The following is a 25,833-nucleotide window of genomic DNA, read 5'->3' as shown; positions in this document are numbered from 1 at the left end:
CGGCAGGGCAATGAGGGGCAGCGCCAACCAATGCGATTGCCTTGTATCCTCACGCAAATTCCATGATCACCGCGTCGACGGCGAGACTGTCGCCCGGTTTTGCCTTGAGTTTCGACACGGTGAGATCGCGCTCGGCGCGCAGCACGTTTTCCATCTTCATCGCCTCGACGACCGCCAGCGTCTCGCCGGCCTTGACCTCCTGCCCTTCGGCAACGGCGATCGACAGGACAAGGCCGGGCATCGGGCAGAGCAGCATCTTCGAGGTATCGGGCGCCACTTTTTCCGGCATCAGCCTTTCGAGTTCGGCGGTGCGCGGCAGCATGGCGCGTACGCTCACCGACATGCCTTTCCAGGCGACGCGAAGCCCGTTCAGCACCGGCCTGACCTGCGCGGCGATTCTTCGGTCGCCGACCGTGCCGCGCCAGATCAGGTCGCCCGGACGCCAGTCGGACGTGACCGTCAGCGCCGTGCCGCCGTCAATCGACAGACCAATCGCCAGCGGAATTGAGATCATGCCTTCGAGAACCGAGGCTGAAAGATAGTCCTTGCCGATCTTGACCACCCAGTCGCGTTTCAGGACACCCGAATGCGGCGCCAGCCGCCCGCCGAGCCGGTCGAGCCGGTCGCGGCGCAGCAATTCGACCGCGGCGGCGATCGCTGCGAGAACGGCCTTTTCCTCGCTGTCAGGCACGATCGGCGCGAAGCCGTCGGGATATTCCTCTGATATGAAGGCGGTCGATATCCGCCCTTCCCGCCAGCGCGGATGCTGCATAAGTGCTGCCAGGAACGGCATGTTGTGCTCGATGCCGTCGACGACAAAACTGTCGAGCGCTTCCGACATGGCGTCTATTGCCGCGAGCCGAGTCGGCGCCCAGGTGCACAGCTTGGCGACCATCGGGTCATAGAACATCGAGATTTCCGAACCCTCGGTAACCCCGGTATCGTTGCGGACGACGACGTCGCCGAACTGTCCCTCTTGCGGTGGCCGGTATCTCGTCAGCCGGCCGATCGACGGCAGGAAATTGCGATACGGGTCCTCGGCGTAGAGCCGGCTTTCCACCGCCCAGCCGTTCAGCTTGACGTCGCTTTGCTTGATGGCGAGCTTTTCGCCGGCTGCTATGCGGATCATCTGCTCGACCAGGTCAATGCCGGTGACGAGCTCGGTCACCGGGTGCTCGACCTGCAATCGTGTATTCATTTCAAGGAAATAGAAGTTCTTTTCACTATCTACGATGAACTCGACCGTGCCGGCGCTCTGGTAGTCGACCGCGCTGGCCAGCGCCACAGCCTGCTCGCCCATGGCTTTCCGGGTCCTGGCGTCGAGGAAAGGGGAAGGCGCCTCTTCGACGACCTTCTGGTTGCGGCGCTGGATCGAGCATTCGCGCTCGCCGAGATAAAGCGCATTGCCATGCGCGTCGGCCAGCACCTGGATTTCGATGTGGCGCGGATCGACCACGAACTTTTCGATGAAGACGCGGTCGTCACCGAACGAGCTTTTGGCCTCCGACCGCGCCCGGTCGAACCCGTCGCGCACCTCGGCCTTGCTCCAGGCGATGCGCATGCCCTTGCCGCCGCCGCCGGCCGAGGCCTTGATCATCACGGGATAGCCGATCTCGCCGGCTATTTTCTCGGCATGACCGGCATTCTCGATGACGCCGAGCCAGCCGGGCACCGTGCTGACCCTGGCTGCATTGGCGAATTTCTTCGATTCGATCTTGTCGCCCATCGCCCTGATCGCTCCGGGTTTCGGGCCGATGAAGACGATGCCTTCGTTCTCCAGCGCTTCACAGAAGGAGGCGCGTTCGGATAAAAACCCGTAGCCGGGATGCACGGCTTCAGCACCCGTCGCCTTGCAGGCGGCAATGATCTTCTCCGGCACCAGATAGCTCTCAGACGCCGGCGAAGGCCCGATATGGACAGCCTCGTCGGCCATCTCGACATGCACGGCGTCACGATCGGCGTCCGAATAGACCGCGACGGTGGCGATGCCCATCTTGCGCGCCGTCTTGATGACGCGGCAGGCGATCTCGCCACGATTGGCGATCAGGATTTTTGTGAACATACGGGTTTTGTTCCCTCGGCTGCCTTTCTTTTATGGGCTTGGCCCGGCCGGTCAAGGCACGTAGGCGCATATCCGGGGTGCCGAGTCGCCTGGTGACGACCAAAACCCGGCACCGAACTGTCAATTCGTCCCATAGTCCAGAACCTGCAGATACGCTAAAGCTCGCCCCGATTGCCGTTTTTGGCTTGAGAGGAGAGCCCCGATGAAAACCCGTGCCGCTGTCGCTGTCGCCGCCGGAAAGCCGCTGGAAATCCTGGAGGTCGACCTCGACGGCCCTCAGCCCGGCGAGGTGCTGGTCGAGATCAAGGCGACCGGCATCTGCCACACCGACGAGTTCACGCTGTCGGGCGCCGATCCCGAAGGGATTTTTCCGGCGATCCTCGGCCATGAGGGCGCCGGCATCGTCGTCGATGTCGGCAAGGGCGTCACCTCGGTCAAGAAGGGTGACCACGTCATCCCGCTCTACACGCCGGAATGCCGGCAATGCCCGTCCTGCCTGTCCAGAAAGACCAATCTGTGCACCGCGATCCGCGCGACGCAGGGGCAAGGCCTGATGCCGGACGGCTCGTCGCGCTTCTCGATCGGCAAGGACAAGATCTTCCACTATATGGGCTGCTCGACCTTCTCCAACTTCACCGTGCTGCCCGAGATTGCGCTGGCCAAGGTCAATCCCGACGCGCCCTTCGACAAGATCTGCTATATCGGCTGCGGCGTCACCACCGGCATCGGCGCGGTGATCAACACAGCCAAGGTCGAGATCGGCGCCACGGCCGCCGTCTTCGGCCTCGGCGGCATCGGCCTCAACGTCATCCAGGGGCTGCGCCTTGCCGGCGCCGACATGATCATCGGCGTCGACCTGAACAACGACAAGAAGGAATGGGGCGAGAAATTCGGCATGACGCATTTCGTCAATCCGAAGGAGATCGACGGCGATATAGTGCCCTATCTCGTCAACATGACAAAACGCGGCGCCGACCAGATCGGCGGCGCCGACTATACGTTCGACTGCACCGGCAGCACCAAGGTGATGCGCCAGGCCCTAGAAGCATCGCACCGCGGCTGGGGCAAGTCGGTGGTCATCGGCGTTGCCGGCGCCGGCCAGGAGATCTCGACGCGGCCGTTCCAGTTGGTCACCGGCCGCACCTGGATGGGCACCGCGTTCGGCGGCGCGCGCGGTCGCACCGACGTGCCGAAGATCGTCGACTGGTACATGGACGGCAAGATCGAGATCGACCCGATGATCACCCACACGCTGAAGCTGGAGGACATCAACAAGGGTTTTGATCTGATGCATGAGGGCAAGAGCATCAGGAGCGTGGTGGTCTATTGAGAATTTGCGACGTGGCCGGGAGGAAGCAAGGCAATCGCTTCAGGTCTGCGCTGCACCAACAGGTCCGGAGCGTTGCTGGGATGGCGACCGCTCGAATATCATCGACAGAGCCAGGCACAATCGCCCGGCTCCATATGCGTTGGACGAACCATGCCCGCACCCGCCATTTACGTCGATGCCGATGCCTGTCCGGTGAAGGCCGAGGTCGAGAAGGTCGCCGAGCGCCATGGCGTCGTCGTCACCTTTGTCTCCAATGGCGGCCTGCGCCCGTCGCGCGATCCGATGATCCGCAACGTCGTCGTGTCCAAAGGCGCCGACGCGGCGGACGACTGGATCGTCGACAATGCCAAGCCCAACGACATCGTTGTGACATCAGACATCCCGCTTGCGGCCCGCACGGTGGCGCTCGGCGCCCATGTGCTTGGGCCGACCGGACGCCCGTTCACGCCGGAAACGATCGGCATGGCGGTGGCGATGCGCGACCTCAAGCAGCATCTGCGCGAGACGGGCGAAAGCAAGGGCTACAATGCCAGTTTCGCGCCGCAGGACCGCTCGCGGTTTCTTGGCGAGCTCGACCGCATCTTGCGGCGTGCGCTGAAATCCGCCGCGCTGGGCTAGCGCTTTCACCTCGGACCGGAGGTCAGCGCAGCAAACCAGAATAACATGCGCACAATCAAAAGTGCTATAATGTCCGAGTCTTAGAGGACGAGCGGCGGTGTAGAAGACGGACCGCATCAGAGGCCGGGCCATGACGACCGAGCTGCCCCTGAAGAAACCACTGCACCGCCACATCCAGTTCGCGGTGTCGGCCTGCATCGGCGTGGTGGCACTGGCGATCGCGCTGGCCTTGCGCACTCCGCTCGCCTTCTCCATCGGCGCCAATGCGTTTTTCGTCGCCTACACCGCCATTGTCGTCGCCCAGATGCCGCTGCTCACCGGCCGCTATCTGAGCAAGCATGCCCGCGCCACCGACCAGCCGGTGCTGGTCATCTTTGCCGTGACTCTGATTGTCGTCGCCGTCGCCTTGATCTCGTTGTTCCAAGTGATCAATCGCGAGGGCAGCGCGCATCGTGTCGAACTCACCTTTGCGCTGCTGTCGATCCCGCTCGGCTGGTTCACCATCCACGCCATGACCGCGCTGCACTACGCACATGTTTACTGGGTCAACGACGAAGAGACCGATCCCGGCAGCAAATCGAAGCAGAAAAAGCCCGTCGGCGGCCTTTCGTTTCCCGGCAAGGAGGAGCCGGACGGCTGGGATTTTCTCTACTTCTCGGCCACCGTCGGCATGACCTCACAGACCTCCGATACCGCGGTCTCGACCACGCAAATGCGTCGTATCGTGCTTTTGCATTCGATCGTGTCGTTCTTTTTCAATACAGTGATCGTCGCTGCCGCGGTCAACCTCGCCGTCAGTTTCGGGAGCCAGTAGTCTCGGGCAGGCTGTAATAATTCCGTGATCGGATGAAACATCGCTTTGGCCGGCGACGTATTGGGAGGAGAACGATCGGAAAGGCCGACTGAGCGGCCGGAAGGACGCGAAAAAATGCAATCGATGGCCAGGAGCCAATCAACCGTCGGGCCAGATACTGCCGCGCCGAAGGATGCGACGCTGATCTACCGGCAGTCGCGCTGGACGCGGCTGACGCACTGGCTCTGGGCCATTTCGCTGTTCTTCATGCTGCTTTCCGGCCTGCAGATCTTCAACGCCCGCCCGCAGCTCTATATCGGCAAGGAATCGGGATTCGCCTATAACAACACCATCTTCGCCATCGGCGCCGAGAACACCGCAAACGGCCCGCGCGGCTACACCGAAATCTTCGGCAAGCGCTTCGACACAACCGGTGTGCTCGGCTGGTCGGGGCCGGCGGGTCGGGAGACGGCCCGCGCCTTCCCGTCCTGGGCGACGATCCCCTCCTACTACGACCTCGGCACGGCCCGCGTCGTCCATTTCTTCTTTGCCTGGATACTGACCACGACCCTGGTCGTGTGGCTGGTCGCCAGCCTGATCAACGGTCATCTGCGCCGCGATCTTGTCCCGCGCATCGCCGATCTCAGGCGCTTGCCGCGAGACATCGTCGATCATGCCAAATTCAAGTTTCACCACACGCGCGAGTACAACACGCTGCAGAAGATGGCCTATGGCGGCGTGATGTTCGTGCTGCTGCCGCTGATGATCATCACCGGCCTTGCCATGTCGCCGAGCATGAACGCGGCGCTGCCGTTCCTCAACGATCTGCTTGGCGGCCGACAGACGGCGCGGACCATTCATTTCATAGTAATGCTGCTGCTCGTCGCCTTCTTCATCATCCATATGCTGATGATCTTCGCCGCCGGCCCGATCAACGAGCTGCGTTCCATCATCACCGGTTGGTACCGAACCGATCCGCCGGAGCATGGCAGCAAGACGCCGCAGAGGAGTGCGTGAGATGGCAAAGTTTGTAATCAGCCGCAGAAAATTCCTGACCTCGGCAAGCCTCGGCGTCTCCGGCATCATGCTGTCGGGTTGCGATGCCTTCGACAGCCAGCTTCGTGTCGGCGATGGCCTGCGCAGCTTCCTTGAAGGCGCCAACGGCCTGACCTGGCGCGCGCAACGCCTGATCGCCGGCTATTCGCTTGCGCCGGAATTCACCGAAGCCGACATTCGCCAGCCGCAGCGGCCGAACGGCGTCACCGCGCCGGACGACGATGTCTACAAGGGCCTGCTCGCCAACAATTTCGCCGACTGGCGGCTCGAGATTTCCGGCCTCGTCGAAAAGCCGCTGTCGCTGACCCGCGAGCAATTGATGAACATGCCAAGCCGCACCCAGATCACTCGCCACGACTGCGTCGAAGGCTGGAGTTGCATCGCCAAATGGACCGGCACGCCGCTGTCGCTGGTGCTGGATCAGGCGGTGGTCAAGCCGCAGGCGCGCTACGTCGTGTTCCATTGCCTCGACACGATCGACCGCAGCCTGTCCGGCGACATCAAATACTACGGCTCGATCGACCTGATCGATGCCCGTCACCCGCAGACGATCCTTGCTTATGGCGTGAACGGCAAGCCGCTGCCGGTCGAGAACGGTGCGCCGCTGCGCGTCCGCGTCGAGCGTCAGATCGGCTACAAGATGCCAAAGTATCTCCGCAAGATGGAACTGGTCGACAGTTTCGCCGCCATCGGCGGCGGCAGGGGCGGCTACTGGGAGGACAATGGCTACGACTGGTACGGCGGCATTTGATCGCAACGCTGTCGCTGGCAGGTGACAAGGTGTCGCCGACAGGCTATGGATGACGAGTCGAGGGCTCAAATTGAGTCCTACCTGTTTGCGGGAGAGAGCAGCGAGAGCTGCCGCCGAAGGGGAAATCGCCCGAAATCTCTCAGGCAAAAAGAACCGTTGACGGGAAAGACACTCTGGAAAGTCGGGGCTTTTTTCGCCCCGCGCCGAAGGTGTAAGCGCTGCCGACAGAGTTACGGGGCGCGAGTCTCTCAGGCTTCAGACAGAGGGGCACGGACTGGTCGCCATTCGCGGCCGATTGCGTGCGACTCTGGAGACGACATGACGGGCGACGACACCAAACACCTTCCCCTAGAAGACCTGCACGTGGCCGCCAGTGCGCGCTTTGGCGCGTTCGCCGGCTGGTCGATGCCGCTCACCTATCCGGCCGGCGTGATGACGGAGCACCTTCATACCCGCGAACATGCCGGCCTGTTCGACATCTCACACATGAAGCTGTTCGAGATCAGTGGCTTGGGCGCTGAAGCACTGCTCAATCGTGCCTGCCCGTTCGACGCCGGCGCGCTTGAGATTTCCCAGTCCAAATACACGTTCTTTCTCAATGAAGCCGCCGGCATCATCGACGATCTGATCGTCACCAGGCTCGGCCGGCAACGCTTCATGGTCGTCGCCAATGCCGGCAATGCCGAGGCCGACGAAAAACACCTTCGTGAGCTTGCCGACTTTGATGCCAAGGCGGAGTTTGACGCCAAGATTGAAGCACTCGACCGCGTCTTCCTGGCAATCCAGGGTCCCGAAGCCTGGGCCGCCCTGTCGCGCGCCGGCATCGAAACCGGATCGCTGCTGTTCATGCACGGCTTCGAGCCGCGCGAAAACTGGTTCATGAGCCGCTCGGGCTATACCGGCGAGGACGGCTTCGAGGTCGGCCTGCCGGAAGCGGATGCGCGAAATCTCGTCGCCAAACTGCTCGAGGACGAGCGAGTGATGTGGGTTGGGCTGGCCGCCCGCGACAGCCTGCGGCTCGAAGCAGGGCTGTGCCTGCACGGACTGGACATCACGCCTGAGATCGACCCGGCCAGCGCCGGGCTGATGTGGGCGATCCCGAAGGAGGTTCGCGCCTCCGGCGCTTTCATCGGCGCCGACGCATTGCGTGCAATCCTGGAGCGCGGCCCGGCGCAAAAACGCGTCGGCCTGAAGCCGGAGGGCCGCCAGCCGGTGCGCCCCGGTGCAACCCTTTTCGATGCCGACGGCAATCCCGCCGGCCACGTCACCTCCGGCGGCTTCGGCCCCTCGGCCGGCCATCCGGTCGCCATGGGCTACGTCCAGGCGTCGCTGGCCAAACCCGGCGCAAAACTCTTCGCCGACGTTCGCGGGACCAAAATCCCGATCGATATCAATCCCCTGCCCTTCACGCCGCATCGCTACCGCAAAGGATGAACTTCATGGCAAAGACCTATTTCACTGAAGATCACGAATGGCTCCGCGTCGAAGGCGGTATCGCCACCATCGGCATCACCGACTACGCGCAGGAACAGCTCGGCGATCTCGTCTTCGTCGAATTGCCGGAGCCTGGGAAAAAGCTGGCCAAGGGCGATACCGCCGTCGTGGTCGAATCGGTCAAGGCGGCATCGGACGTCTATGCGCCGGTCGACGGCGAGATCACCGAGGCCAACACCGCGCTTTCGTCTGATCCGTCCCTGGTCAATTCGGCGGCGGCCAGCGACGGCTGGCTGTGGAAGATGAAGCTGGCCGATGAAAGCCAACTCGAAGGTCTCCTGGATGAGGCCGCCTACAAAGCCCATATTGGTTGAGAGAGCAGGACCAGGAAAGATGACCGCAGCACCCTACTCCTTCTCGGCCCGCCATATCGGCCCCGGCCTCAATGATGTCAGAGCCATGCTGGCGACGATCGGCGTTCCGTCGGTCGAGACGCTGATCAGCCAGGCTGTGCCGAAATCGATCCGGCTCGACCGGCCGCTGGCCTTGCCGGCCCCGGCGAGCGAAGCCGAGGCGCTGGCCGAGCTGTCAGCGACAATGGCGAAAAATACAGTTTTGAAGAGCTTCATCGGCGCCGGCTATCACGGCGTCCACGTGCCGCCGGTCATCCAGCGCAACCTGTTCGAGAACCCGGCCTGGTATACGGCTTACACGCCCTACCAGGCCGAGATCAGCCAGGGCCGGCTCGAAATGCTGTTCAATTTCCAGACCTTGGTCACCGAACTGACCGGGCTGCCGGTCGCGTCGGCCTCGTTGCTCGACGAGGCGACGGCGGTGGCCGAAGCAGTCGGCATCGCGTTACGCCACCACCGCGACAATCGGACCAAGGTGGCGCTGGCCGGCACGCCGCATCCGCAGACGCTTGATGTCGTGCGCACCCGCGCCGAGCCGCTCGGCATCGAGGTCGACGGTGACACGATCGACGACAACACAGCCGCTCTGCTGGTCTCCTGGCCCGATACGTTTGGCATCTATGGCGACCACAGGGCGGCAATCGAGAAGGCCCGCGCCACCGGCGCGCTGGTCGTCTTCATTGCCGATCCGCTCTCCCTGACGCTGACCGACGCGCCGGCTGCGCTTGGCGCCGACATCGCCGTCGGCCCGATGCAGCGTTTCGGCGTGCCGATGGGCTTTGGCGGGCCGCATGCCGCTTATTGCGCCGTTTCCGACAGGCTGACGCGGCTGATGCCCGGCCGCCTGGTCGGCCAGTCCACCGACAGCAGGGGCCGGCCCGGCTATCGCCTCGCCTTGCAGACGCGTGAACAGCATATCCGCCGCGACAAGGCGACCTCCAACATCTGCACCGCGCAGGCGCTGCTCGCCAACATGGCGACGGCCTATGCGATCTGGCACGGCCCTGCCGGGCTGCAGGCGATTGCCGGCCGAATCCATGCATTGGCCAACCGGCTGGCTGACGGTCTCGAGGCAGCAGGAACCTCGGTGCTTGGCGCAAGCCGATTCGACACGGTGACGGTGGAAGTGAAAGGCAGAGCCGGCGCGATTGGCGCCTCTGCCGAAAAGACCGGCCGATTGCTGCGCGTCATCGACGCCGACCACATCGGCATCAGCTTCGACGAGACCTCGACCGATGCCGATCTGGAGGCGATCGCGGCCCTGTTCGGCGCCAAGCCGGGCGCAGCCGTCGGCAGCACCATGCCCGGAAAACCGCGCGGCAAGGCGTTTCTCACGCAGCCTGTCTTCCGCGAAAACCACTCGGAAACCGACATGATGCGCTTCCTGCGCCGGCTGGCCGACAAGGACCTGGCGCTCGACCGCGCCATGATCCCGCTCGGCTCCTGCACGATGAAGCTCAATGCCGCCGCCGAGATGATGCCGGTAAGCTGGCCTGATATCGCCAATTTGCATCCCTTCGCCCCGGCAAGCCATTCGGCCGGTTACCGCGCCATGATCGACGAACTGGAAGCCTGGCTGGCGGAGATCACCGGCTTCGACGCGGTGACCCTGCAGCCCAACGCCGGCAGCCAGGGCGAGTATGCCGGGCTGCTCGCCATTCGCGGCTATCACCGCTCACGCGGCGAAGCTCACCGCACGGTCTGCCTGATCCCGTCATCGGCGCATGGCACCAATCCGGCGAGTGCGGCGATGGCCGGCATGAACGTCGTCGTCGTGCGCTGCACCGAAGACGGCAACATCGACGTCGATGACCTGAAAGCCAAGGCGGACGAGCATGCGCAAGACCTTGCGGCGCTGATGTTCACCTATCCCTCGACGCACGGCGTTTTCGAGGAAGGCGCGCGCGACCTCTGCGCCCTTGTCCATGAGCATGGCGGCCAGGTCTATTTCGACGGCGCCAACCTCAACGCGCTGGTCGGTCTCGCCCGCCCCGGCGACATCGGCGCCGACGTCTGCCACATGAACCTGCACAAGACGTTCTGCATCCCGCATGGCGGCGGCGGTCCCGGCGTCGGCCCGATCGGCGTCAAGGCGCATCTGCAACCCTATCTGCCCGGCCACGTCGTCGAAGGCTCGGGCCATGCCGTGTCGGCTGCACCGTTCGGCAGCGCTTCGATCCTGCCGATCACCTGGATGTATATCCGGATGATGGGCGCTTCGGGCCTGAAGCAGGCGACCGAGACGGCGATCATTTCCGCCAATTATGTGGCGACGCGGCTCGGAGCGCATTTCCCGGTGCTCTACAAGGGCAGGCACGAGCGCGTCGCGCATGAATGCATCCTCGATACCCGCGTGCTCAAGGACAGTGCCGGCATCAGCGTCGACGACGTCGCCAAGCGGCTGATCGACTATGGTTTCCATGCGCCGACCATGTCGTTTCCGGTCGCCGGCACGCTGATGGTCGAGCCGACCGAGTCCGAGCCCAAGCGCGAGCTCGATCGCTTCTGCGAGGCGATGATCGCGATATCAGGCGAGGCAGCCAAGGTGGCGGAAGGCGAATGGCCCCTAGCCGACAATCCGCTGGTCAATGCGCCGCATACCGCCGCCGAGGCGCTGGCCGGCCAGTGGACCCATCCCTATTCGCGCCTGGAGGCGGCCTACCCCGCCGGCGATGCCGACACGTCAGCCAAATACTGGCCGCCGGTGTCGCGCATCGACAATGTCGCCGGCGACCGCAACCTCGTCTGCTCCTGCCCGCCGCTGTCGGAATATCTGGGGGCGGCGGAGTAGACCATGATCCCGAAAAGTGGAATCCGGTTTTCGGACAAGATCATGGTCTAACAAGAAGATAGAAGCCTCAATCAGGCAGAACGCAAGGCCGGCGCGTCGGCCTTGCTCGCCTTGTTCTGGGCGACGACGCGATTTCGCCCGGCGCGCTTTGCCGCATAGAGTGCGGCGTCGGCTTCGGCCAGCACATTGTCGAGACTGGTGCCATCCGTCCCGCCAAAGCCGATGCCGCCACTGACTGTGCTGCGCAACGGACCAAGCTGGGTGGCGACGACTTCCGTGCCGAAGGCGACGCTGATCTTGCTCGCAATGTCGTAAGCCTTCTCTTCAGTCATCCGCGACATGACGAGGACGAATTCCTCGCCGCCCAGCCGGAAGGCGTCGACGCCGGTCCTGGAGTATTTTCTGACAACAGCGGCGAAGCGGCGCAGAACCTGATCGCCGACCGGATGACCGAATACATCGTTCGTCTTCTTGAAATGATCGAGGTCGAACATGGCGACGGACATGAACGGGCCGAAAATCCGCTCGCCGTAGAATGCCGTCAACGCCCGCCGGTTCATCAGCCCGGTCAATGGGTCGGTCATGGTCTCGGCCTTCAGTTCGATCTGCGCCTGCAAATGGTGCAGGGAGAGCGTCAATGCGCCGAGCCCCGTCATGCAGGCGACCGCCACGGCGGAATTCAACCGTTCGGCCCAGTTGTCGGGCGCAACGCCGAGCACCCATTGGCCCTTGACCAGCAGGACCGCGCCGCAAAGTCGAAGGACAGCGCACAGACGCCGCTCAGGAACGAAACGACCAGCAATATCCGGCGATCATGACCACCTTTGATCCAGAACATCACCCCGATAAGCGAGAGCAGCGCCGTTACCGTCGCGTAGGTGACGATGAAGCCGACGCCGTCAAAGCCCAGCGACGTCGCGCCTGCGCAAACCGCCATCGCAGCCAGGGTCGGCAAGATGGCGCGCCTGTAGTCGTGGACGCCGAGATACTGCATGGCCGACAGGCAGAGGGTCAGAAGGCCCAGGCTAAGAAGCGCAAGTACAATCTGGCAAAGCCAGGGGCTGGGATGCTTGGCATAGTGCCAGAAGAAGACCACATGTGGGACGAGCACGAGAATGCCGCACGCCACCGTCAGCACAAAGCGTGCCTGTGGCGCGGTGCACCAGATCGCAAACAGGGTGATGCTGAGGCACGTGCCCGACAGCGCTGCCGCAAGCAGGAGCGAACTGTAATCCAACATGCGTAAGCGACAGCCTCTTCTCGGGTTCTGCCGCATTCTAGGTCAGCAGCAATCCGCGAATACCCTTTTTCGGCCAACCTTCCGGCGTAACCTCCGGACAAGGTTTACAAAGCGTCGATGCCCTCGGCCCATTTCCGCCGCTTGGTTGTCGAATGGTTTTGCAGTAAGAGGCTCTATCCTCGAACGTAACGGGAACCTCCGTCGCCTGCCCGCAAAAAGCGTGGCAGTATCGGGTGGTGATTCGCAGCATCGCAATCCAGGACCAGCATGAACGACAGCAACGATCTTTTCGGCAATTTGGACAAGCAGCCGCAACCGGTTCGCGCCACCGCGCGCCCGGCCGACCCGCTGGTGCAGGCGGCGAAGCGCCCGGCATCCCGCGACGGCAGCGAGAGCTACAGTGCCGCCGACATCGAGGTTCTGGAAGGGCTGGAGCCGGTGCGGCGGCGGCCCGGCATGTATATCGGCGGCACCGACGACAAGGCGATGCACCATCTGTTCGCCGAGGTCATCGACAATTCGATGGACGAGGCGGTCGCCGGCCACGCGACTTTCATCGATGTCGAGCTTTCGGCCGACGGATACCTGGCGGTGACCGACAATGGCCGCGGCATTCCGGTCGATCCGCATCCGAAATTCAAGAAGCCGGCGCTCGAAGTCATCATGACGACGCTGCATTCGGGCGGCAAGTTCGACAGCAAGGTCTACGAAACCTCGGGCGGCCTGCACGGCGTCGGCGTCTCCGTCGTCAACGCGCTGTCGGACCATCTCGAGGTCGAGGTCGCGCGCGGCCGCCAGCTCTATCGCCAGCGCTTTTCGCGCGGCGTTCCGGTGACCGGTCTGGAGCAGCTCGGCGAGGTGCATAACCGCCGCGGCACCAGGATACGCTTCCATCCCGACGAGCAGATCTTCGGCAAGGGTGCGGCGTTCGAGCCGGCGCGGCTCTACCGGATGACGCGCTCGAAAGCCTATCTGTTCGGTGGCGTCGAGATCCGCTGGACCTGCGACCCCTCGCTGATCAAGGAGAAGGACACGACGCCGGCCAAGGCCGAGTTCCATTTTCCCGGTGGCCTCAAGGATTATCTGAAAGCCTCGCTCGGCGACGAATTCCAGGTCACCCGCGAAATCTTTGCCGGCAAAAGCGACAGGCAAGGCGGCCACGGCTCGCTCGAATGGGCGGTGACCTGGTTCGGCGGCGACGGGTTCCTCAACTCCTACTGCAACACCATCCCGACCGGCGAAGGCGGCACCCATGAGGCTGGCTTCCGCAACGTCTTGACGCGCGGCCTGCGCGCCTATGCCGAGCTGGTCGGCAACAAGCGCGCTTCGATCGTCACCTCGGAAGACGTCATGATCTCGGCGGCGGGCATGCTGTCAGTGTTCATCCGCGAGCCGGAATTCGTCGGCCAGACCAAGGACCGGCTGGCGACGATCGAGGCGATCAGGATCGTCGAGGCCGCGATCCGCGACCCCTTCGACCACTGGCTGGCCGACAACCCGCAGGAAGCTTCGAAGCTGCTGGAATGGGTGATCGCGCGTGCTGACGAGCGGGTGCGCCGCCGCCAGGAAAAGGAAGTCTCGCGCAAGAGCGCGGTGCGCAAGCTGCGCCTGCCCGGCAAGCTCGCCGACTGCACGCAGAATGCCGCGGCCGGCGCCGAGCTCTTCATCGTCGAGGGCGATTCGGCCGGCGGCTCGGCGAAACAGGCGCGCGACCGCGCCAGCCAGGCAGTGCTGCCGCTACGCGGCAAGATTCTCAACGTCGCCAGCGCCGGCAACGACAAGCTGGCTGCCAACCAGCAGATTTCCGACCTGATCCAGGCGCTTGGCTGTGGCACGCGGTCAAAATACCGCGATCAGGATCTGCGCTACGACCGGGTCATCATCATGACCGACGCCGACGTCGACGGCGCCCATATCGCTTCGCTGCTGATCACCTTCTTCTACCAGGAGATGCCGAGCCTGGTCCGCGACGGCCATCTCTACCTGGCGGTGCCGCCGCTCTACTCGATCCGCCAGGGCGGCAAGGTCGCCTATGCCCGCGACGATGCGCATAAGGAAGAACTTCTGCGCACCGAGTTCACCGGGCGCGGCAAGGTCGAAATCGGCCGCTTCAAGGGGTTGGGCGAAATGATGGCCGCCCAGCTCAAGGAAACCACCATGGACCCGAGAAAGCGCACGCTGCTCAGGGTCGATGTGATCGACGCCGAGGCGGCGACCAAGGATGCGGTCGACGCGCTGATGGGCACCAAGCCGGAAGCCCGCTTCCGCTTCATCCAGGAACGCGCGGAATTCGCCGAGACGGAAGTGCTGGATATCTGAATTTCTTCGGCTCAGCGAACCGCAACGGCAGGTAGTGTCTCAGTTTGAAATTTCAAAGGCGATAGTCGAACTCCCAGCGCCCTAGTCTGGTGAGTTGCGCGCCGATGGCCTGCCAAGTTTCCCCCTCGGCGCAGCACAACGATCCCTGAGAAACTTTTCGAGCTCGACGTAGTCGAAACGCGGCATGAAAATCACACTTTCCGCCGCAAATACCTTACCGCCCTGAGATCGAAGGAACCAATTGGGAGAGCAGACAGTCGCTGTAAATGCGTCGGCGCTGTTATCTCCTTCTGGACCGGCATAGAAAGCAATAGTGACGGAGAAGTCAGTGGGATCGCGCGGGTGCCACGCATCGAGGGCAAAAGCCCCGGCATCGGTGTCTAGAATTCGGTGACCCTTGTACTGTGCTCTCATGAAGGCGTGCATCCGTGATGCACCCATTCGCCAACCGAAGGGCACTGGCCATGGTCCGGTGGGTCAGACTTCCAGTTGGCGCCCGTCCCGCGCAACGTCGTACGCGATCGTATTCCGCGAACCCCAGCTTGCCGCCAATTCACTCGACGTGGTCGAGAGGATTGTGGCAGGAATTCCGACTTCATGCAGAATCGTCCAACCGACGAGCGGATCGAGCAGTTCCGGCGTGGCGTCGTCGGGCAAAGCAACGAGAATTCCCAGTCGCTGTCGAGTCGATTGTCGCCCCGCGCTCGGCTGCCGAACAGCCATATAGAATCGGGGCTCAACCGAAGCCTGATCTCATCGATCAACGGCTTGATCTCTGCCGGAACCTTAAGTCGTTTCGAAGCAAAATCGTGCATGGCCCTAAAATAGTAGCAGTTTTTTGCGCCTACAACGCAACGCAATCGCGGCTACCAAACCCAAGCTAGTGGTGAAGACCTGACGCTTGTACCCATGTGGAAGGACGCGAGACGACCTTGCCGGTCAGCGCATAAGCTCGGTCGATAAGAAGTCTGAGGGACTGGAGTCGAGATGCACGCCCGCTGGATCGAGACCTTTGGCCTACCAGCCTTCCTTCGAAAGGCAGCCAGACTACTCTTGTGCGGTATCATTGGTTGTCTTGGAGTTTTTCATTCGCATGCCGACCAGTTGGTGAAGTTCAAAAGCGCCACATCCCAGCCGACACCGTTTCAGACGCGCATGGCGCGGCAGCGAGGCGAAGAACCAATGATTTTTCCCGGCGTGCCGATACAAGGATTCCTGGGACGCCCAGCGGGGGATGGACCGTTCCCGGCTGTCGTCCTGCTTCACGGCTGTGCCGGCCTTGGCCTCCGAGAAAGAGAGGCCTGGTCAAGGAGATTGTCGTCCTGGGGGTATGTCGTATTGGCCGTCGACAGTTTCACGACGCGCGGCATCCGGCATACCTGCAACCGACTGTTTTCCGCTCGGGTCAACGACGCCTACGGCGCCTTGGAATTCCTCACGACGCTCGGCTTCGTCGACTCCCGACGCGTCGCGCTGATGGGGTTCTCCGCTGGCGGAATCGCTGTGCTGCAAGCCGTCCAGCTTGGCGCTGCGGAAGCGCTTATGAAGCAGAAATTCCAAGCTGCGATTGCCTACTACCCCTCATGCTCGGTAACGAGTGGTGAGATGGCCGTTCCGACCTTGATCCTAGTCGGCGAACGCGACGATTGGACCCCGGCGGCGGCCTGCCGGAAAATGATGGAGCAACGCAGCGGCAAAGGGAGCCCCGTCAAACTCATCGTCTACCCGGACGCCCCGCACGCATTCGACGCCGAGAACCTGAAAACGGGCATCTCGTCTTTCGGCCACTTCCTGCAATACAATGAACTCGCCGCCAATCGCTCGTTTCAGGATTCACACGTTTTCCTGAGTGAAACGCTTGGACGCTGATCCAGACAGACTCTTGTGCCGCAAGGCCGCTTTCCATCACCCCGTTGCGGACCTTAGACGTTGTCCCGATGCGCCACTTCTGCGACGGTACAAAATCGATACGAAACCGTCGATTTTAATCTGGATGTTGCTAAGGGAAGAACATTGGTGCCTGCTATTAGAATCGCTGTCGCTGGCGCGCAGGGCCACATGGGCAGAGCATTACTCGCTGCTGTGGCCGCAGCACCTGCCTTTTCGCTCGTAGGAGGCTTCGGACGCCCCGAAAAAGTCGTCGACGGATTGATTGATGTTGACGCAGCGCTCCGCGCTGCGGATGTCGTCGTGGATTTCACGACCGGCCAAGCATCGGCGGCGCTTGCAGAAAAGTGCGCCGCGATGGGTCGACCAGCAATGGTGATCGGCGCGACAGGGTTTGAGGACACTCACCTCGCTCGGATCGCCGAGGCGGCACGTAAAATAGCGATCGTGCGTTCAGGCAACTTCTCCCTTGGCGTGAACATGCTGGTGGGCCTAGTTGAGCGCGCCGCGCGCTCTTTCCCAGCTGAAGTTTGGGATATCGAGGTCCATGAAGCTCACCATCGCCGGAAGATCGATGCACCATCTGGAACGGCGCTGATGCTAGGCGAAGCAGCGGCCAGTGGTCGGGGCGTTCCGCTTGCTCCCGTCGAACGGCGCGGGCGCGATGGTATTATTGGCGAGCGAGCGCTTGGTGAAATCGGGTTTTCCGTATTGCGAGGCGGCGGCATCGTTGGAGAGCACAGTGTGGTATTTGCCGCCGACGAAGAGATTCTGACATTGTCGCATTCCGCTTTGGATCGCGGCATGTTCGCGCGCGGTGCGTTGACTGCCGCACGCTGGGTTTCAGACCATGAACCCGGCGAATACGACATGCAGGACGTTCTCGGGTTGTCGCCAATCTCCCGCTGAGTTTGCAACTGCCGCAAGGACTGCTCTTCACCCATTGCTGCAATTCGATTTGGGAATCAACCGTCAGATTTTCACCACTAGGCAGCAGCGATCGCCAGCGCGTGACCGCGCGCGTTTTCGCGCAGCGCATCGAGGTGGATCGATTTGACCAATTCGGCGAGATCGCCTTCGGCGGACTGCCCGCCCAATTCCTTCAGCATCAGCCAGCTGACTTCCTGGACGCCGGCGAGGCGCTTGCCATTGGCGACCTCGCGCCAGACCTTCAGCGCGCGCAGGATGATGGCGTGCGTGGCCGCGGCCAGGCCAGCGCTGCGGAGCAGCGCCTGCAGCGCCACGTCGTGCCCGCCGGCCAGCAGCGCCCTCACCCGTTGTTCGGATTGCTGGCTGAGCGCGACCAGCGCCGAGCCGAAGAAATCGACCTTGCCGTGCGCGATGGTGCGAATGATGAAGCTTGCGGTCAGGTCGCCGCGCAGGCGCAGATGCTCGATGAGCGCCGCATGTTCTTCCTGGCGCGTGCCTTCGATCAGCGTCAGGGAAGCCTTGACGCAGGCGTCGCGCATGACGCGCTCGGTTCTGGCACGGCCCATCAGCGCCAGGACCAGCGGCGAACCCTTGAGCGTTTCACCAACTTTTATCAGCAGCATATGCCGGCAGTCAGCGGGCAGACGCGCATCCGATATCAGCGCTTCGCGCAGCGAAGGCAGATGGCCATGGCGTTCGGCGATACGGCGGAAGCTGAGCGAAGCGATGTCGGCGCCGCTGTTGGCGAGAAGCGTGGCGCAGGCTTCCGGCTCCCCGATTTCGGCGATCGCGGCGGCGACCGCCATGGAGACGCGCGGACGATCGGCGATCAGTTTCTGGATCGCCTTCTGGCCGCCGGCAACCCGGTCGGTCAGATCGGCATCGGTAAGCAGCGGCGAACGTGCCAGCACCAGGCTGGCGACTTCCGGCTGATCGGACGCCAGCGCGCTGATGATCTGCAGCGGCGCGTGATGGCTCATCGACAGCGCCTCTGCCATCGCCAGCCGCACTTTCGACGAGGCATCGTCGAGCAGCAGCGTCAGCGCCGCCTCCGCCGCGCAGCGATCCTCGAAAGGCAGTTCGGCATTGATGTAGGCGCGGGCCAATGCGCTTGCTGCCGCGGCGCGCTCAGAGACCCTTGCCGTATGAATCCATTTCAGGAAATGCGAAACAACCATGCCGTCCGCTATGCCCCTAGCCCGAGTCCGTTCCCGCCCCAGTGAAGACCGTAGGCAGAAATGGTTTACGAACGGTTCACCATCTTTGTTAACTGCCCCTCTTTGTTAACTGGCTTGCGAGCGCGGTAGGCAGCGCCTATCAACCCTTAGAGCGACTTGCGCGCTTTCGGACGCACAAAGCACGCTAACACTTTGAAGCATCGTACTGTCCAAAAAATCGATTCCGATTTTCGGGGCGATGCGGCAGCGGAGGAGATCGACCATGGCCGGGCTTTATCTGGAAGAGTTCGTCGTCGGCCACGTCTTCCAGCACACGCTGCGGAAAACCGTCACCGAAAGCGACAACATGCTGTTCTCGGTAATGACGCTGAACCCGCAGCCGCTGCACATCGATTTCGATTTCGCCGCCAAAAGCGAATGGGGCAAGCCGCTGGTCAATTCGCTGTTCACGCTGGGCCTGATGATCGGTATTTCGGTGAACGACATCACCGTCGGCACCACCGTTGCCAATCTCGGCATGAAGGAGACGGTGTTTCCGCATCCGGTCTTCCACGGCGACACCATCCGCGTCGAGACGACGGTGGTGTCGGTGCGCGACTCCAGGTCGAAGCCGGACCGCGGCATCGTCGAATTCGAGCACCGCGCCTACAACCAGGACGACGTGCTCGTCGCCAAATGCACGAGGCAGGCGATGATGATGAAGAAGGCCTGACCGATGCGCTCGCTGCTGTTCGTTCCCGGCGATTCGGAAAAGAAGCTGGAAAAGGCGATTGGCGCCGACGCCGACGTGGTCATCGTCGATCTCGAGGATTCGGTCGCGCCACAAAACAAAACCTTGGCCCGCGATATCGCCGCACGCTTCATCACCGAACACGGGCATCAAACCAGTTCCGCAATCTATGTCCGCATCAACGATCTCTCGACCGGCCTGGCGGATGACGATCTGGCGGCACTCGTGCCAGTGAAACCCGACGGCATCATGCTGCCGAAGTCGAACAGCGGACAGGATGTCCAGCAGCTCTCGGCCAAGCTCAGGGTGCACGAGGCCGAAAGCGGGGTGCCGGACGGTGCGATAAAAATCCTGCCGATCATCACCGAAACAGCTGCCGGCGTGCTGGCGGCCGCGAGCTACGCCAAGGCAAGTGTGCGGCTTGTCGGCGTGACCTGGGGTGCGGAAGATCTCTCGGCAGCAATCGGTGCGCGCACGGCCCGCGACGAGAATGGCCGCTACACCGATGTGTTCCGCTTCGCCCGCACCATGACCATCCTCGCCGCCGGTGACGCGGAAGTCGCGGCGATCGACACGGTTTTCCCAGATTTTCGCGACATGACCGGCTTCGCGGCGGAATGCGCCGAGGCCGAGCGCGACGGCTTCACCGGCAAGATGGCGATCCATCCGGCGCAGGTGCCTGTCATCAACGCCGCCTTCACGCCGTCGACCGAGGCGGTGAAACACTCCCTGGCGATCGTCCAGGCATTCGAGGCGGCTGGAAATCCCGGCGTCGTCGGCATCGGCGGCAAGATGTACGACCGGCCGCATCTCAAGCTGGCAGAGCGGCTTCTGGCACGCGCCAGGGCGGCAGGGATTTCGGCCTAATATTTTCCCAGCCTAGTCTTTTCCCCAATGAGGCCGGCGCAGCGAGAAGATCTCGCTGACGCTGGCATAATCCATATAGCCGAGACGGCCGACATTGCCCGCCCTGACGATATCGAAGATGCCGTCTTTCAGGAAGGCATCGTCGATATGCACACCGACGACTTCGCCGGCAACGACGATGGCGCCGGTCGGTGTCCCGTCCAGCGCCTTTGGACGCATGATCTCCGTCACCCGGCATTCAAGCGCCGCGGGCGCCGCCGCCACGCGGGGTGGCGCAACCAGCCGCGACGGCGCCATGGCGAGATCGGCATAGTCGAATTCGGTGACGCCGCGCGGCGCATCGACCGCGGTGCGGACCATTTTTTCAGCGAGATCGCGGCTGACGAGATTGGCGACGAACTCGCCCGTTTCTTCGGCGAATGTGGCGCTGTCCTTCTCGCCTTCGGATGAAAACCAGACGATGAAGGGCCGCGTCGAAAACGCATTGAAGAATGAATAGGGGGCGAGGTTGACCTCGCCGGCCTTGTTCACCGTCGAGATCCAGCCGATCGGCCGTGGCGCCACGATCGCCTTAGACGGGTCATGCGGCAGCCCGTGGCCTTTAGACGGCTCGTAGAACATTCAGCCCACCCATGGCCCTGCATAATCGCCATAGAGCTTTGCCGGATCCGGCCGCGGCCGCTCGGGCGCCGGCCCCTGATAGGAGCCGATATGGATGAAGCCGACCACCCGCTCATGCGGCGCCAGCCCCAGGATCGCCCTGCCCTCCGGCACGTCGGAATACCAGTTGCTGATCATGTTGGTGCCATAGCCCAGCGCATTGGCTGATAGCATCAGGTTCATCGCCGCCATGCCGCCGGACAGGAACATCTCCCATTGCGGGATTTTTGGGTTTTCCTTCGGGCTCGACACCACGCCGATCACCAGAGGCGCGCGCGAAAAGCGCGCCAGTTCCTGGTTATGGCGGCCTTCCGGCAGCGGCCCTTCGCGCTGTGCGGCAAGGGCCGCCAGCTTCTTGCCGATCTCGACGCGCGCCTCGCCCCGGTACAGGATGAAGCGCCACGGCTCGAGCCGGCCGTGGTCCGGCACCCGCGAGGCGGCGGCAATCATCGTCGCGATGTCAGCGTCGCTGGGCGCCGGTTCCTTCAACTCCGGGATCGGCGCGGAATTTCGGGTCAGCAGAAAGTCGATGATCGGCGACGCCATGGGCGCAAGTCTCCTTGGAATTTGAGCTGAAGCGCACCATCGGGGCATCGGGCGGCTCGGGCTTGGCGCGGCGCGCCGCACAAAGAGCCCTCCAGTAGAAGCTGATCGGACTTTTGAGCCTTGAAATTGCCACCGCCTTGGGCTTCAACGCAAGCCATGTTTGAGGGGACATTGCGACTTTTCCCGATCTGGCTCGCTGCCGCACTGTTGATGGTGCCGGTTTCGCTTGCCGTCGCGCAGGATGCGGACGGCCTCGGTGATCTGAAACTTCCCGGAATGTCGAACTATGCGCCTCCGAAAAGCGAGGCACCGCTGGCAGCGGCGAGCAGCGGGGCGATCACGCTGTCGGCGCAATTGACCGACAAGGGCGCCGACATCACGCGCGGCATCGTCTGGCGCGTCTTCAGGCCCGACCCCACCGGCGACGGCAAGCTGCCGATGGTCGCCTCCGCCCATGGCGGCAGCGCGGTGTTCCAGCTCGAGCCCGGCAGCTATCTGGTCCACGCCTCTTACGGCCGGGCCGGCGCCACAAAGCGCATCACCGTCGGCAAGGACGCCAAGCGCGAAAGCCTCGTGCTCGATGCCGGCGGACTCAAGCTCGACGCCGTGCTGTCGGGCGGGGTGCGCATACCGCCGAAGAAACTGCGCTTTTCGATCTATGAAGGCCAGGCCGAAGCCAATCACGATCGCGCCCTGATCATACCCGACGTCGAGCCGAACAGCGTCGTGCGGCTGAACGCGGGCGTCTATCATGTCGTCTCGACCTATGGCTCGGTGAATGCGGTCATCCGCTCCGATATCCGCGTCGAGGCCGGCAAGCTGACCGAAGCGGCCGTCGAGCATCGTGCGGCGGAGATGACCATGAAGCTGGTGCGCGAGCCGGGCGGAGAGGCGATCGCCGACACCTCCTGGTCGTTGCTCAACGAATCCGGCGACCCCATCCAGGAAACCGTCGGCGCCTTTGCTTCGATGGTGCTTGCCGAGGGCGACTACACCATCATCGCCAAGAACCGCGACCGCATCTACCAGAAAGATTTTACGGTCGTGGCCGGGCAGAACCAGGAAATCCAGGTTTTGGCCACGGAAGCCTCGGCGATCGATCCTCAAGAAGGCGCGGACTAGACGTCCGAACCCCTGTGCGGGAACCGGTCCAGCAGCGTATGATTTGCCGATCAGGCGGCGTTGCGCATGCGTCGCGGCAGAAACTGGCCGCGGTCGCGCGGTTCCGCCGGAGCCAGATCGAAAACAGCCCGGTAAAGCCGCTCGAGCAAAGCCTTGCGGTCGCGCACCTGCTCCAGTTCGTCCCATCCCAGCACGTCGCCGACGCGCACGTCGATCGATTTGCCGGACAGCCGACCGAATTCGTGGATGAGCAGCGAAGTACGCAGCGTCAGCGAAGCCCTGCCGACGAACTTCGCCACGCGCCCGTCACGCTCGGCCAGGTTCATGGGTCCGCTGACCAGGTGGAACAGCCGCCCGTTCTGGCCGGAAAAGTGCATTGGGACAACCGACGCCTTGGCATCCCTAACGAGACGCGCCGGAAACATCTTCCACGGCAGGTCGCGCGCCCGGCCAAAACCTTTCGGCGCGGTGGCGACGCCGCCCGCGGGGAAGACGACGATGATGACGCCGTCTTTCAGCAGCCGCACCGCCTCATGGCGCACCGCCATGTTGTTCCGGAGCGCGTCCTTGGTCTCGGAAAAGTCGATCGGCAGCGAATAGGGCTCTATCTCGCGAATCTTGAGCAGATCCTTGTGGATCATGACACGGAACGGGCGCTGAAGCTGCTCGGCCAGCGACAGCACCGCAATGCCGTCGCCGATGCCGAACGGGTGGTTGGCGACGATCACCAGCGGCGTGTCGGGCAATTTTTCCGGCGGCCATTGGCCGGTGGTCCGCACCCTGACATCGATCAGCTCCAGCATGCGGCTGAACACGCGCTCGCCGCTCGGCACCACATGACGGCGCCAAAAGTCATAGAGCGCCGCGAAGCGATCGCGGCCGGACAGGCCTTCAATGGAGTGGATGAACCAGCGCGTCAATGCCGGCTGATGCGGGCTGGCATAGGAAAGCTCGGGAAACGGTCTTTCGCGCATCTTCAGCTTGAGCATGAGGCTCGTTACAAGACCGGCGTGACAAGCGTGTGAAATGGCGGGCATGTGAATGGCGTGCATGTGAATGGCGGTGGATCGCTCCACCGCCATTTCATCGACAATCCGGCTGAACTCAGGCCGCTCGTTTGCGCTTGCGGTCGGGCGTCACCGCCTCTTCGGCAAGCATTGCCACTGCCTGGCCAAGGCCAAGCGACTCCTGGTCGCGCGAGCCGAGCCGGCGGATGTTGACCGTCTCTTCCTCCGCCTCGCGCTTGCCGCAGACGAGGATGACCGGAACCTTGGCCAGGCTGTGCTCGCGGACCTTGTAGTTGATCTTCTCGTTGCGAAGATCGGCTTCCGCCAGCAGTCCAGCCGCCTTCAGCTGCGCGACGACCTTTTGCGCGTAATCGTCGGCATCGGAGGTGATCGTTGCGACCACCACTTGCAGCGGTGCGAACCACAGCGGGAAATGGCCGGAATAGTTCTCGATCAGGATGCCGAGGAAGCGCTCCATCGAACCGCAGATGGCGCGATGCACCATCACCGGCTGCTTTTTTTCCGAATCCGAGCCGATGTAGAAGGCGCCGAACCGTTCCGGCAGGTTGAAATCGACCTGCGTGGTCCCGCATTGCCAGTCGCGGCCGATGGCGTCCTTCAGCACATATTCGAATTTTGGCCCGTAGAACGTGCCCTCGCCCGGATTGACGCCGGTCTTGATCCGGTTGCCCGACCGCGCCGCGATCTTGTCGAGCACGTCCTGCAGCACGCCCTCGGCATGATCCCACATCGCGTCGGTGCCGACCCGTTTTTCGGGACGGGTCGCCAGCTTGACGGTGATTTCATCGAAGCCGAAATCGGCATAGGTCGACAGGATCAGGTCGTTGATCTTGATGCATTCGTCGGCGAGCTGTTCCTCGGTGCAGAAGATGTGGGCATCGTCCTGGGTAAAGCCGCGCACGCGCATCAGCCCATGCAGCGCGCCGGACGGCTCATAGCGATGCACATTGCCGAATTCCGCAAGTTTTACCGGCAGATCGCGGTAGGACTTCAGCCCGTGCTTGAAGATCTGGACGTGGCCGGGGCAGTTCATCGGCTTCAGTGCAAACATCCGGTCGTCGTCGGTATCGTCGCCGGCAACCGTCACCTTGAACATATTGTCCCGGTACCAGCCCCAGTGACCTGACGTCTCCCACAGGCTCTTGTCGAGCACTTGCGGCGCGTTGACTTCCTGATAACCCTGCTCGTCGAGGCGGCGACGCATGTAGTTGACCAGGTTCTGGAACAGCCTCCAGCCCTTGGCATGCCAAAAGACGACGCCCGGCCCCTCCTCCTGGAAATGGAACAGGTCCATCTCCCGGCCGAGCTTCCTGTGGTCGCGCTTTTCGGCTTCCTCCAGCATGGTCTGATAGGCATCGAGCTGCGCCTGATCGGCCCAGGCCGTGCCGTAGATGCGGGTCAGCATCGGATTGTTCGAATCGCCGCGCCAATAGGCGCCGGCCACCTTCATCAGCTTGAAGGCGCTGCCGATCTGTCCGGTCGAGACCATGTGCGGGCCGCGGCAGAGGTCGAACCAATCGCCCTGCGCATAGATCTTGAGGTCCTGATCTTCGGGAATGGCGTCGATCAGTTCCAGCTTGTAGCGCTCGCCCTTGTCAGCAAAGATCTTTTTCGCCTTCTCACGCGACCACACCTCTTTGGTGAACGGCTTGTTGCGCGCGATGATCTCGCGCATCTTCTTCTCGATCACCGGGAAATCGTCGGGCGTGAACGGCTCGTTGCGGGCAAAATCATAGTAGAAGCCGTTGTCGATCACCGGGCCGATGGTCACCTGCGTACCCGGCCACAATTCCTGCACGGCTTCGGCCAGCACGTGCGCTGCGTCATGGCGGATGAGCTCCAGCGCGCGCGGATCCTCGCGGGTGATGATCTCGATCTTGCCGGACTTGCCGAGCGGGTCGGAAAGATCGCGCACCACGCCATCGATCGAGTAGGCGACCGCCTTCCTGGCCAGCGACTTGGAGATCGATTCCGCCAGGCCGGCGCCGGTCATCGCCGCATCGTAGTCGCGGGCGGAGCCATCGGGAAATGTCAGGGAAACGGAATTCAGCATAAAATTCTCCTATCCAGTCCCGCAA

At 62.8% G+C, this 25,833-nt stretch carries 24 protein-coding genes and 1 riboswitch; of the genes, 15 read left to right on the top strand and 9 right to left on the bottom strand.

From position 1 onward, the window contains the following. Window positions 1-49: 49 nt before the first annotated feature. Window positions 50-2,062 carry an acetyl-CoA carboxylase biotin carboxylase subunit gene (locus AC0L2Z_RS28100; RefSeq protein WP_473629878.1) on the bottom strand — a complete coding sequence of 671 codons (2,013 nt, stop codon included), beginning with the start codon at window positions 2,060-2,062 and terminating at the stop codon, window positions 50-52. A 202-nt stretch (window positions 2,063-2,264) separates the two neighbouring features. Here AC0L2Z_RS28100 and AC0L2Z_RS28095 point away from each other — a divergent pair, with 202 nt between their 5' ends. The 8 genes from AC0L2Z_RS28095 to gcvP all read left to right on the top strand — a co-directional run bounded on the left by AC0L2Z_RS28095 (window position 2,265) and on the right by gcvP (window position 11,248). Next, entirely contained in the window at window positions 2,265-3,392 is a 1,128-nt protein-coding gene (locus AC0L2Z_RS28095) for an S-(hydroxymethyl)glutathione dehydrogenase/class III alcohol dehydrogenase (protein WP_128172311.1), read from the top strand. 150 nt (window positions 3,393-3,542) lie between these two features. Beyond that, on the top strand, window positions 3,543-4,010 hold the full coding sequence (locus tag AC0L2Z_RS28090; protein ID WP_091597173.1) for a YaiI/YqxD family protein: 468 nt from the start codon (window positions 3,543-3,545) through the stop codon (window positions 4,008-4,010). Window positions 4,011-4,140: 130 nt separating this feature from the next. Next, window positions 4,141-4,824, top strand: a complete 684-nt coding sequence (locus AC0L2Z_RS28085; RefSeq protein ID WP_473629877.1) for a DUF1345 domain-containing protein — start codon at window positions 4,141-4,143, stop codon at window positions 4,822-4,824. 123 nt (window positions 4,825-4,947) lie between these two features. Continuing rightward, window positions 4,948-5,820, top strand: coding sequence for a cytochrome b/b6 domain-containing protein (locus AC0L2Z_RS28080; protein WP_287238169.1), 873 nt, complete (start codon window positions 4,948-4,950; stop codon window positions 5,818-5,820). Between the two features lies 1 nt (window position 5,821). Continuing rightward, window positions 5,822-6,610, top strand: coding sequence for a molybdopterin-binding protein (locus tag AC0L2Z_RS28075; RefSeq protein ID WP_473629876.1), 789 nt, complete (start codon window positions 5,822-5,824; stop codon window positions 6,608-6,610). A 78-nt stretch (window positions 6,611-6,688) separates the two neighbouring features. Then, window positions 6,689-6,776, top strand: a riboswitch (glycine riboswitch). 152 nt (window positions 6,777-6,928) lie between these two features. Beyond that, window positions 6,929-8,044 carry a glycine cleavage system aminomethyltransferase GcvT gene (gcvT, locus tag AC0L2Z_RS28070; protein WP_473629875.1) on the top strand — a complete coding sequence of 372 codons (1,116 nt, stop codon included), beginning with the start codon at window positions 6,929-6,931 and terminating at the stop codon, window positions 8,042-8,044. Between the two features lie 5 nt (window positions 8,045-8,049). Beyond that, entirely contained in the window at window positions 8,050-8,418 is a 369-nt protein-coding gene (gene gcvH, locus AC0L2Z_RS28065) for a glycine cleavage system protein GcvH (RefSeq protein WP_027156276.1), read from the top strand. Window positions 8,419-8,437: 19 nt separating this feature from the next. Further along, on the top strand, window positions 8,438-11,248 hold the full coding sequence (gene gcvP / locus AC0L2Z_RS28060) for an aminomethyl-transferring glycine dehydrogenase (RefSeq protein WP_473629874.1): 2,811 nt from the start codon (window positions 8,438-8,440) through the stop codon (window positions 11,246-11,248). Window positions 11,249-11,319: 71 nt separating this feature from the next. On the opposite strand, the gene AC0L2Z_RS28055 is transcribed toward gcvP, so the two are convergent. Both AC0L2Z_RS28055 and AC0L2Z_RS28050 read right to left on the bottom strand, forming a co-directional pair. Further along, window positions 11,320-11,967 carry a GGDEF domain-containing protein gene (locus AC0L2Z_RS28055; RefSeq protein WP_473629873.1) on the bottom strand — a complete coding sequence of 216 codons (648 nt, stop codon included), beginning with the start codon at window positions 11,965-11,967 and terminating at the stop codon, window positions 11,320-11,322. After that, window positions 11,928-12,488 carry a hypothetical protein gene (locus AC0L2Z_RS28050; protein WP_473629872.1) on the bottom strand — a complete coding sequence of 187 codons (561 nt, stop codon included), beginning with the start codon at window positions 12,486-12,488 and terminating at the stop codon, window positions 11,928-11,930. Before AC0L2Z_RS28050 ends, AC0L2Z_RS28055 begins: the two co-directional genes overlap by 40 nt. 267 nt (window positions 12,489-12,755) lie before the next feature. Between AC0L2Z_RS28050 and parE the strand changes: the two genes are divergently transcribed. Then, window positions 12,756-14,807 (top strand): DNA topoisomerase IV subunit B, encoded by a 2,052-nt coding sequence (gene parE, locus AC0L2Z_RS28045; RefSeq protein ID WP_236374409.1) that lies wholly within the window; start codon window positions 12,756-12,758, stop codon window positions 14,805-14,807. 81 nt (window positions 14,808-14,888) lie between these two features. Here parE and AC0L2Z_RS28040 read toward each other — a convergent pair whose 3' ends face one another. Beyond that, the gene (locus AC0L2Z_RS28040; protein ID WP_473629871.1) at window positions 14,889-15,221 is read right to left on the bottom strand and encodes an Imm8 family immunity protein; all 333 of its coding nucleotides are present in this window, start codon (window positions 15,219-15,221) and stop codon (window positions 14,889-14,891) included. A 183-nt stretch (window positions 15,222-15,404) separates the two neighbouring features. Between AC0L2Z_RS28040 and AC0L2Z_RS28035 the strand changes: the two genes are divergently transcribed. The 3 genes from AC0L2Z_RS28035 (at window position 15,405) to dapB (ending at window position 17,603) form a co-directional block, all read left to right on the top strand. Next, on the top strand, window positions 15,405-15,635 hold the full coding sequence (locus tag AC0L2Z_RS28035) for a hypothetical protein (RefSeq protein ID WP_473629870.1): 231 nt from the start codon (window positions 15,405-15,407) through the stop codon (window positions 15,633-15,635). 159 nt (window positions 15,636-15,794) lie between these two features. Beyond that, window positions 15,795-16,676: a dienelactone hydrolase family protein gene (locus AC0L2Z_RS28030; RefSeq protein ID WP_473629869.1), complete on the top strand. Its 882-nt coding sequence runs from the start codon at window positions 15,795-15,797 to the stop codon at window positions 16,674-16,676. Between the two features lie 144 nt (window positions 16,677-16,820). Then, window positions 16,821-17,603 (top strand): 4-hydroxy-tetrahydrodipicolinate reductase, encoded by a 783-nt coding sequence (gene dapB, locus AC0L2Z_RS28025; protein ID WP_473629885.1) that lies wholly within the window; start codon window positions 16,821-16,823, stop codon window positions 17,601-17,603. Between the two features lie 77 nt (window positions 17,604-17,680). On the opposite strand, the gene AC0L2Z_RS28020 is transcribed toward dapB, so the two are convergent. Then, a complete protein-coding gene (locus AC0L2Z_RS28020; protein ID WP_473629868.1) occupies window positions 17,681-18,802 on the bottom strand; it encodes a DUF2336 domain-containing protein in 1,122 nt (373 codons plus the stop codon). Window positions 18,803-19,040: 238 nt separating this feature from the next. Here AC0L2Z_RS28020 and AC0L2Z_RS28015 point away from each other — a divergent pair, with 238 nt between their 5' ends. Together AC0L2Z_RS28015 and AC0L2Z_RS28010 are read left to right on the top strand one after the other, a co-directional pair. Next, entirely contained in the window at window positions 19,041-19,514 is a 474-nt protein-coding gene (locus AC0L2Z_RS28015) for a MaoC family dehydratase (protein ID WP_461435579.1), read from the top strand. A 3-nt stretch (window positions 19,515-19,517) separates the two neighbouring features. Beyond that, complete coding sequence (locus AC0L2Z_RS28010; RefSeq protein ID WP_473629867.1) at window positions 19,518-20,399, top strand: HpcH/HpaI aldolase/citrate lyase family protein; 882 nt, start codon at window positions 19,518-19,520, stop codon at window positions 20,397-20,399. 12 nt (window positions 20,400-20,411) lie between these two features. Here AC0L2Z_RS28010 and AC0L2Z_RS28005 read toward each other — a convergent pair whose 3' ends face one another. Together AC0L2Z_RS28005 and AC0L2Z_RS28000 are read right to left on the bottom strand one after the other, a co-directional pair. Beyond that, window positions 20,412-21,020: a flavin reductase family protein gene (locus AC0L2Z_RS28005; protein WP_128172304.1), complete on the bottom strand. Its 609-nt coding sequence runs from the start codon at window positions 21,018-21,020 to the stop codon at window positions 20,412-20,414. Next, the gene (locus tag AC0L2Z_RS28000) at window positions 21,021-21,605 is read right to left on the bottom strand and encodes a nitroreductase family protein (RefSeq protein ID WP_128244793.1); all 585 of its coding nucleotides are present in this window, start codon (window positions 21,603-21,605) and stop codon (window positions 21,021-21,023) included. A gap of 156 nt (window positions 21,606-21,761) precedes the next feature. Between AC0L2Z_RS28000 and AC0L2Z_RS27995 the strand changes: the two genes are divergently transcribed. Then, on the top strand, window positions 21,762-22,727 hold the full coding sequence (locus AC0L2Z_RS27995; protein WP_473629866.1) for a hypothetical protein: 966 nt from the start codon (window positions 21,762-21,764) through the stop codon (window positions 22,725-22,727). Between the two features lie 50 nt (window positions 22,728-22,777). On the opposite strand, the gene AC0L2Z_RS27990 is transcribed toward AC0L2Z_RS27995, so the two are convergent. Next, window positions 22,778-23,716 (bottom strand): lysophospholipid acyltransferase family protein, encoded by a 939-nt coding sequence (locus AC0L2Z_RS27990; protein WP_473629884.1) that lies wholly within the window; start codon window positions 23,714-23,716, stop codon window positions 22,778-22,780. Window positions 23,717-23,831: 115 nt separating this feature from the next. Beyond that, entirely contained in the window at window positions 23,832-25,808 is a 1,977-nt protein-coding gene (thrS, locus tag AC0L2Z_RS27985) for a threonine--tRNA ligase (protein ID WP_473629865.1), read from the bottom strand. Between the last annotated feature and the right edge of the window lie 25 nt (window positions 25,809-25,833).

It is taken from the genome of Mesorhizobium sp. WSM4850, assembly GCF_055811735.1.
The sequence above is the reverse complement of the archived record's forward strand: the minus strand, read 5'-3'. Positions and strand labels throughout refer to the sequence as shown.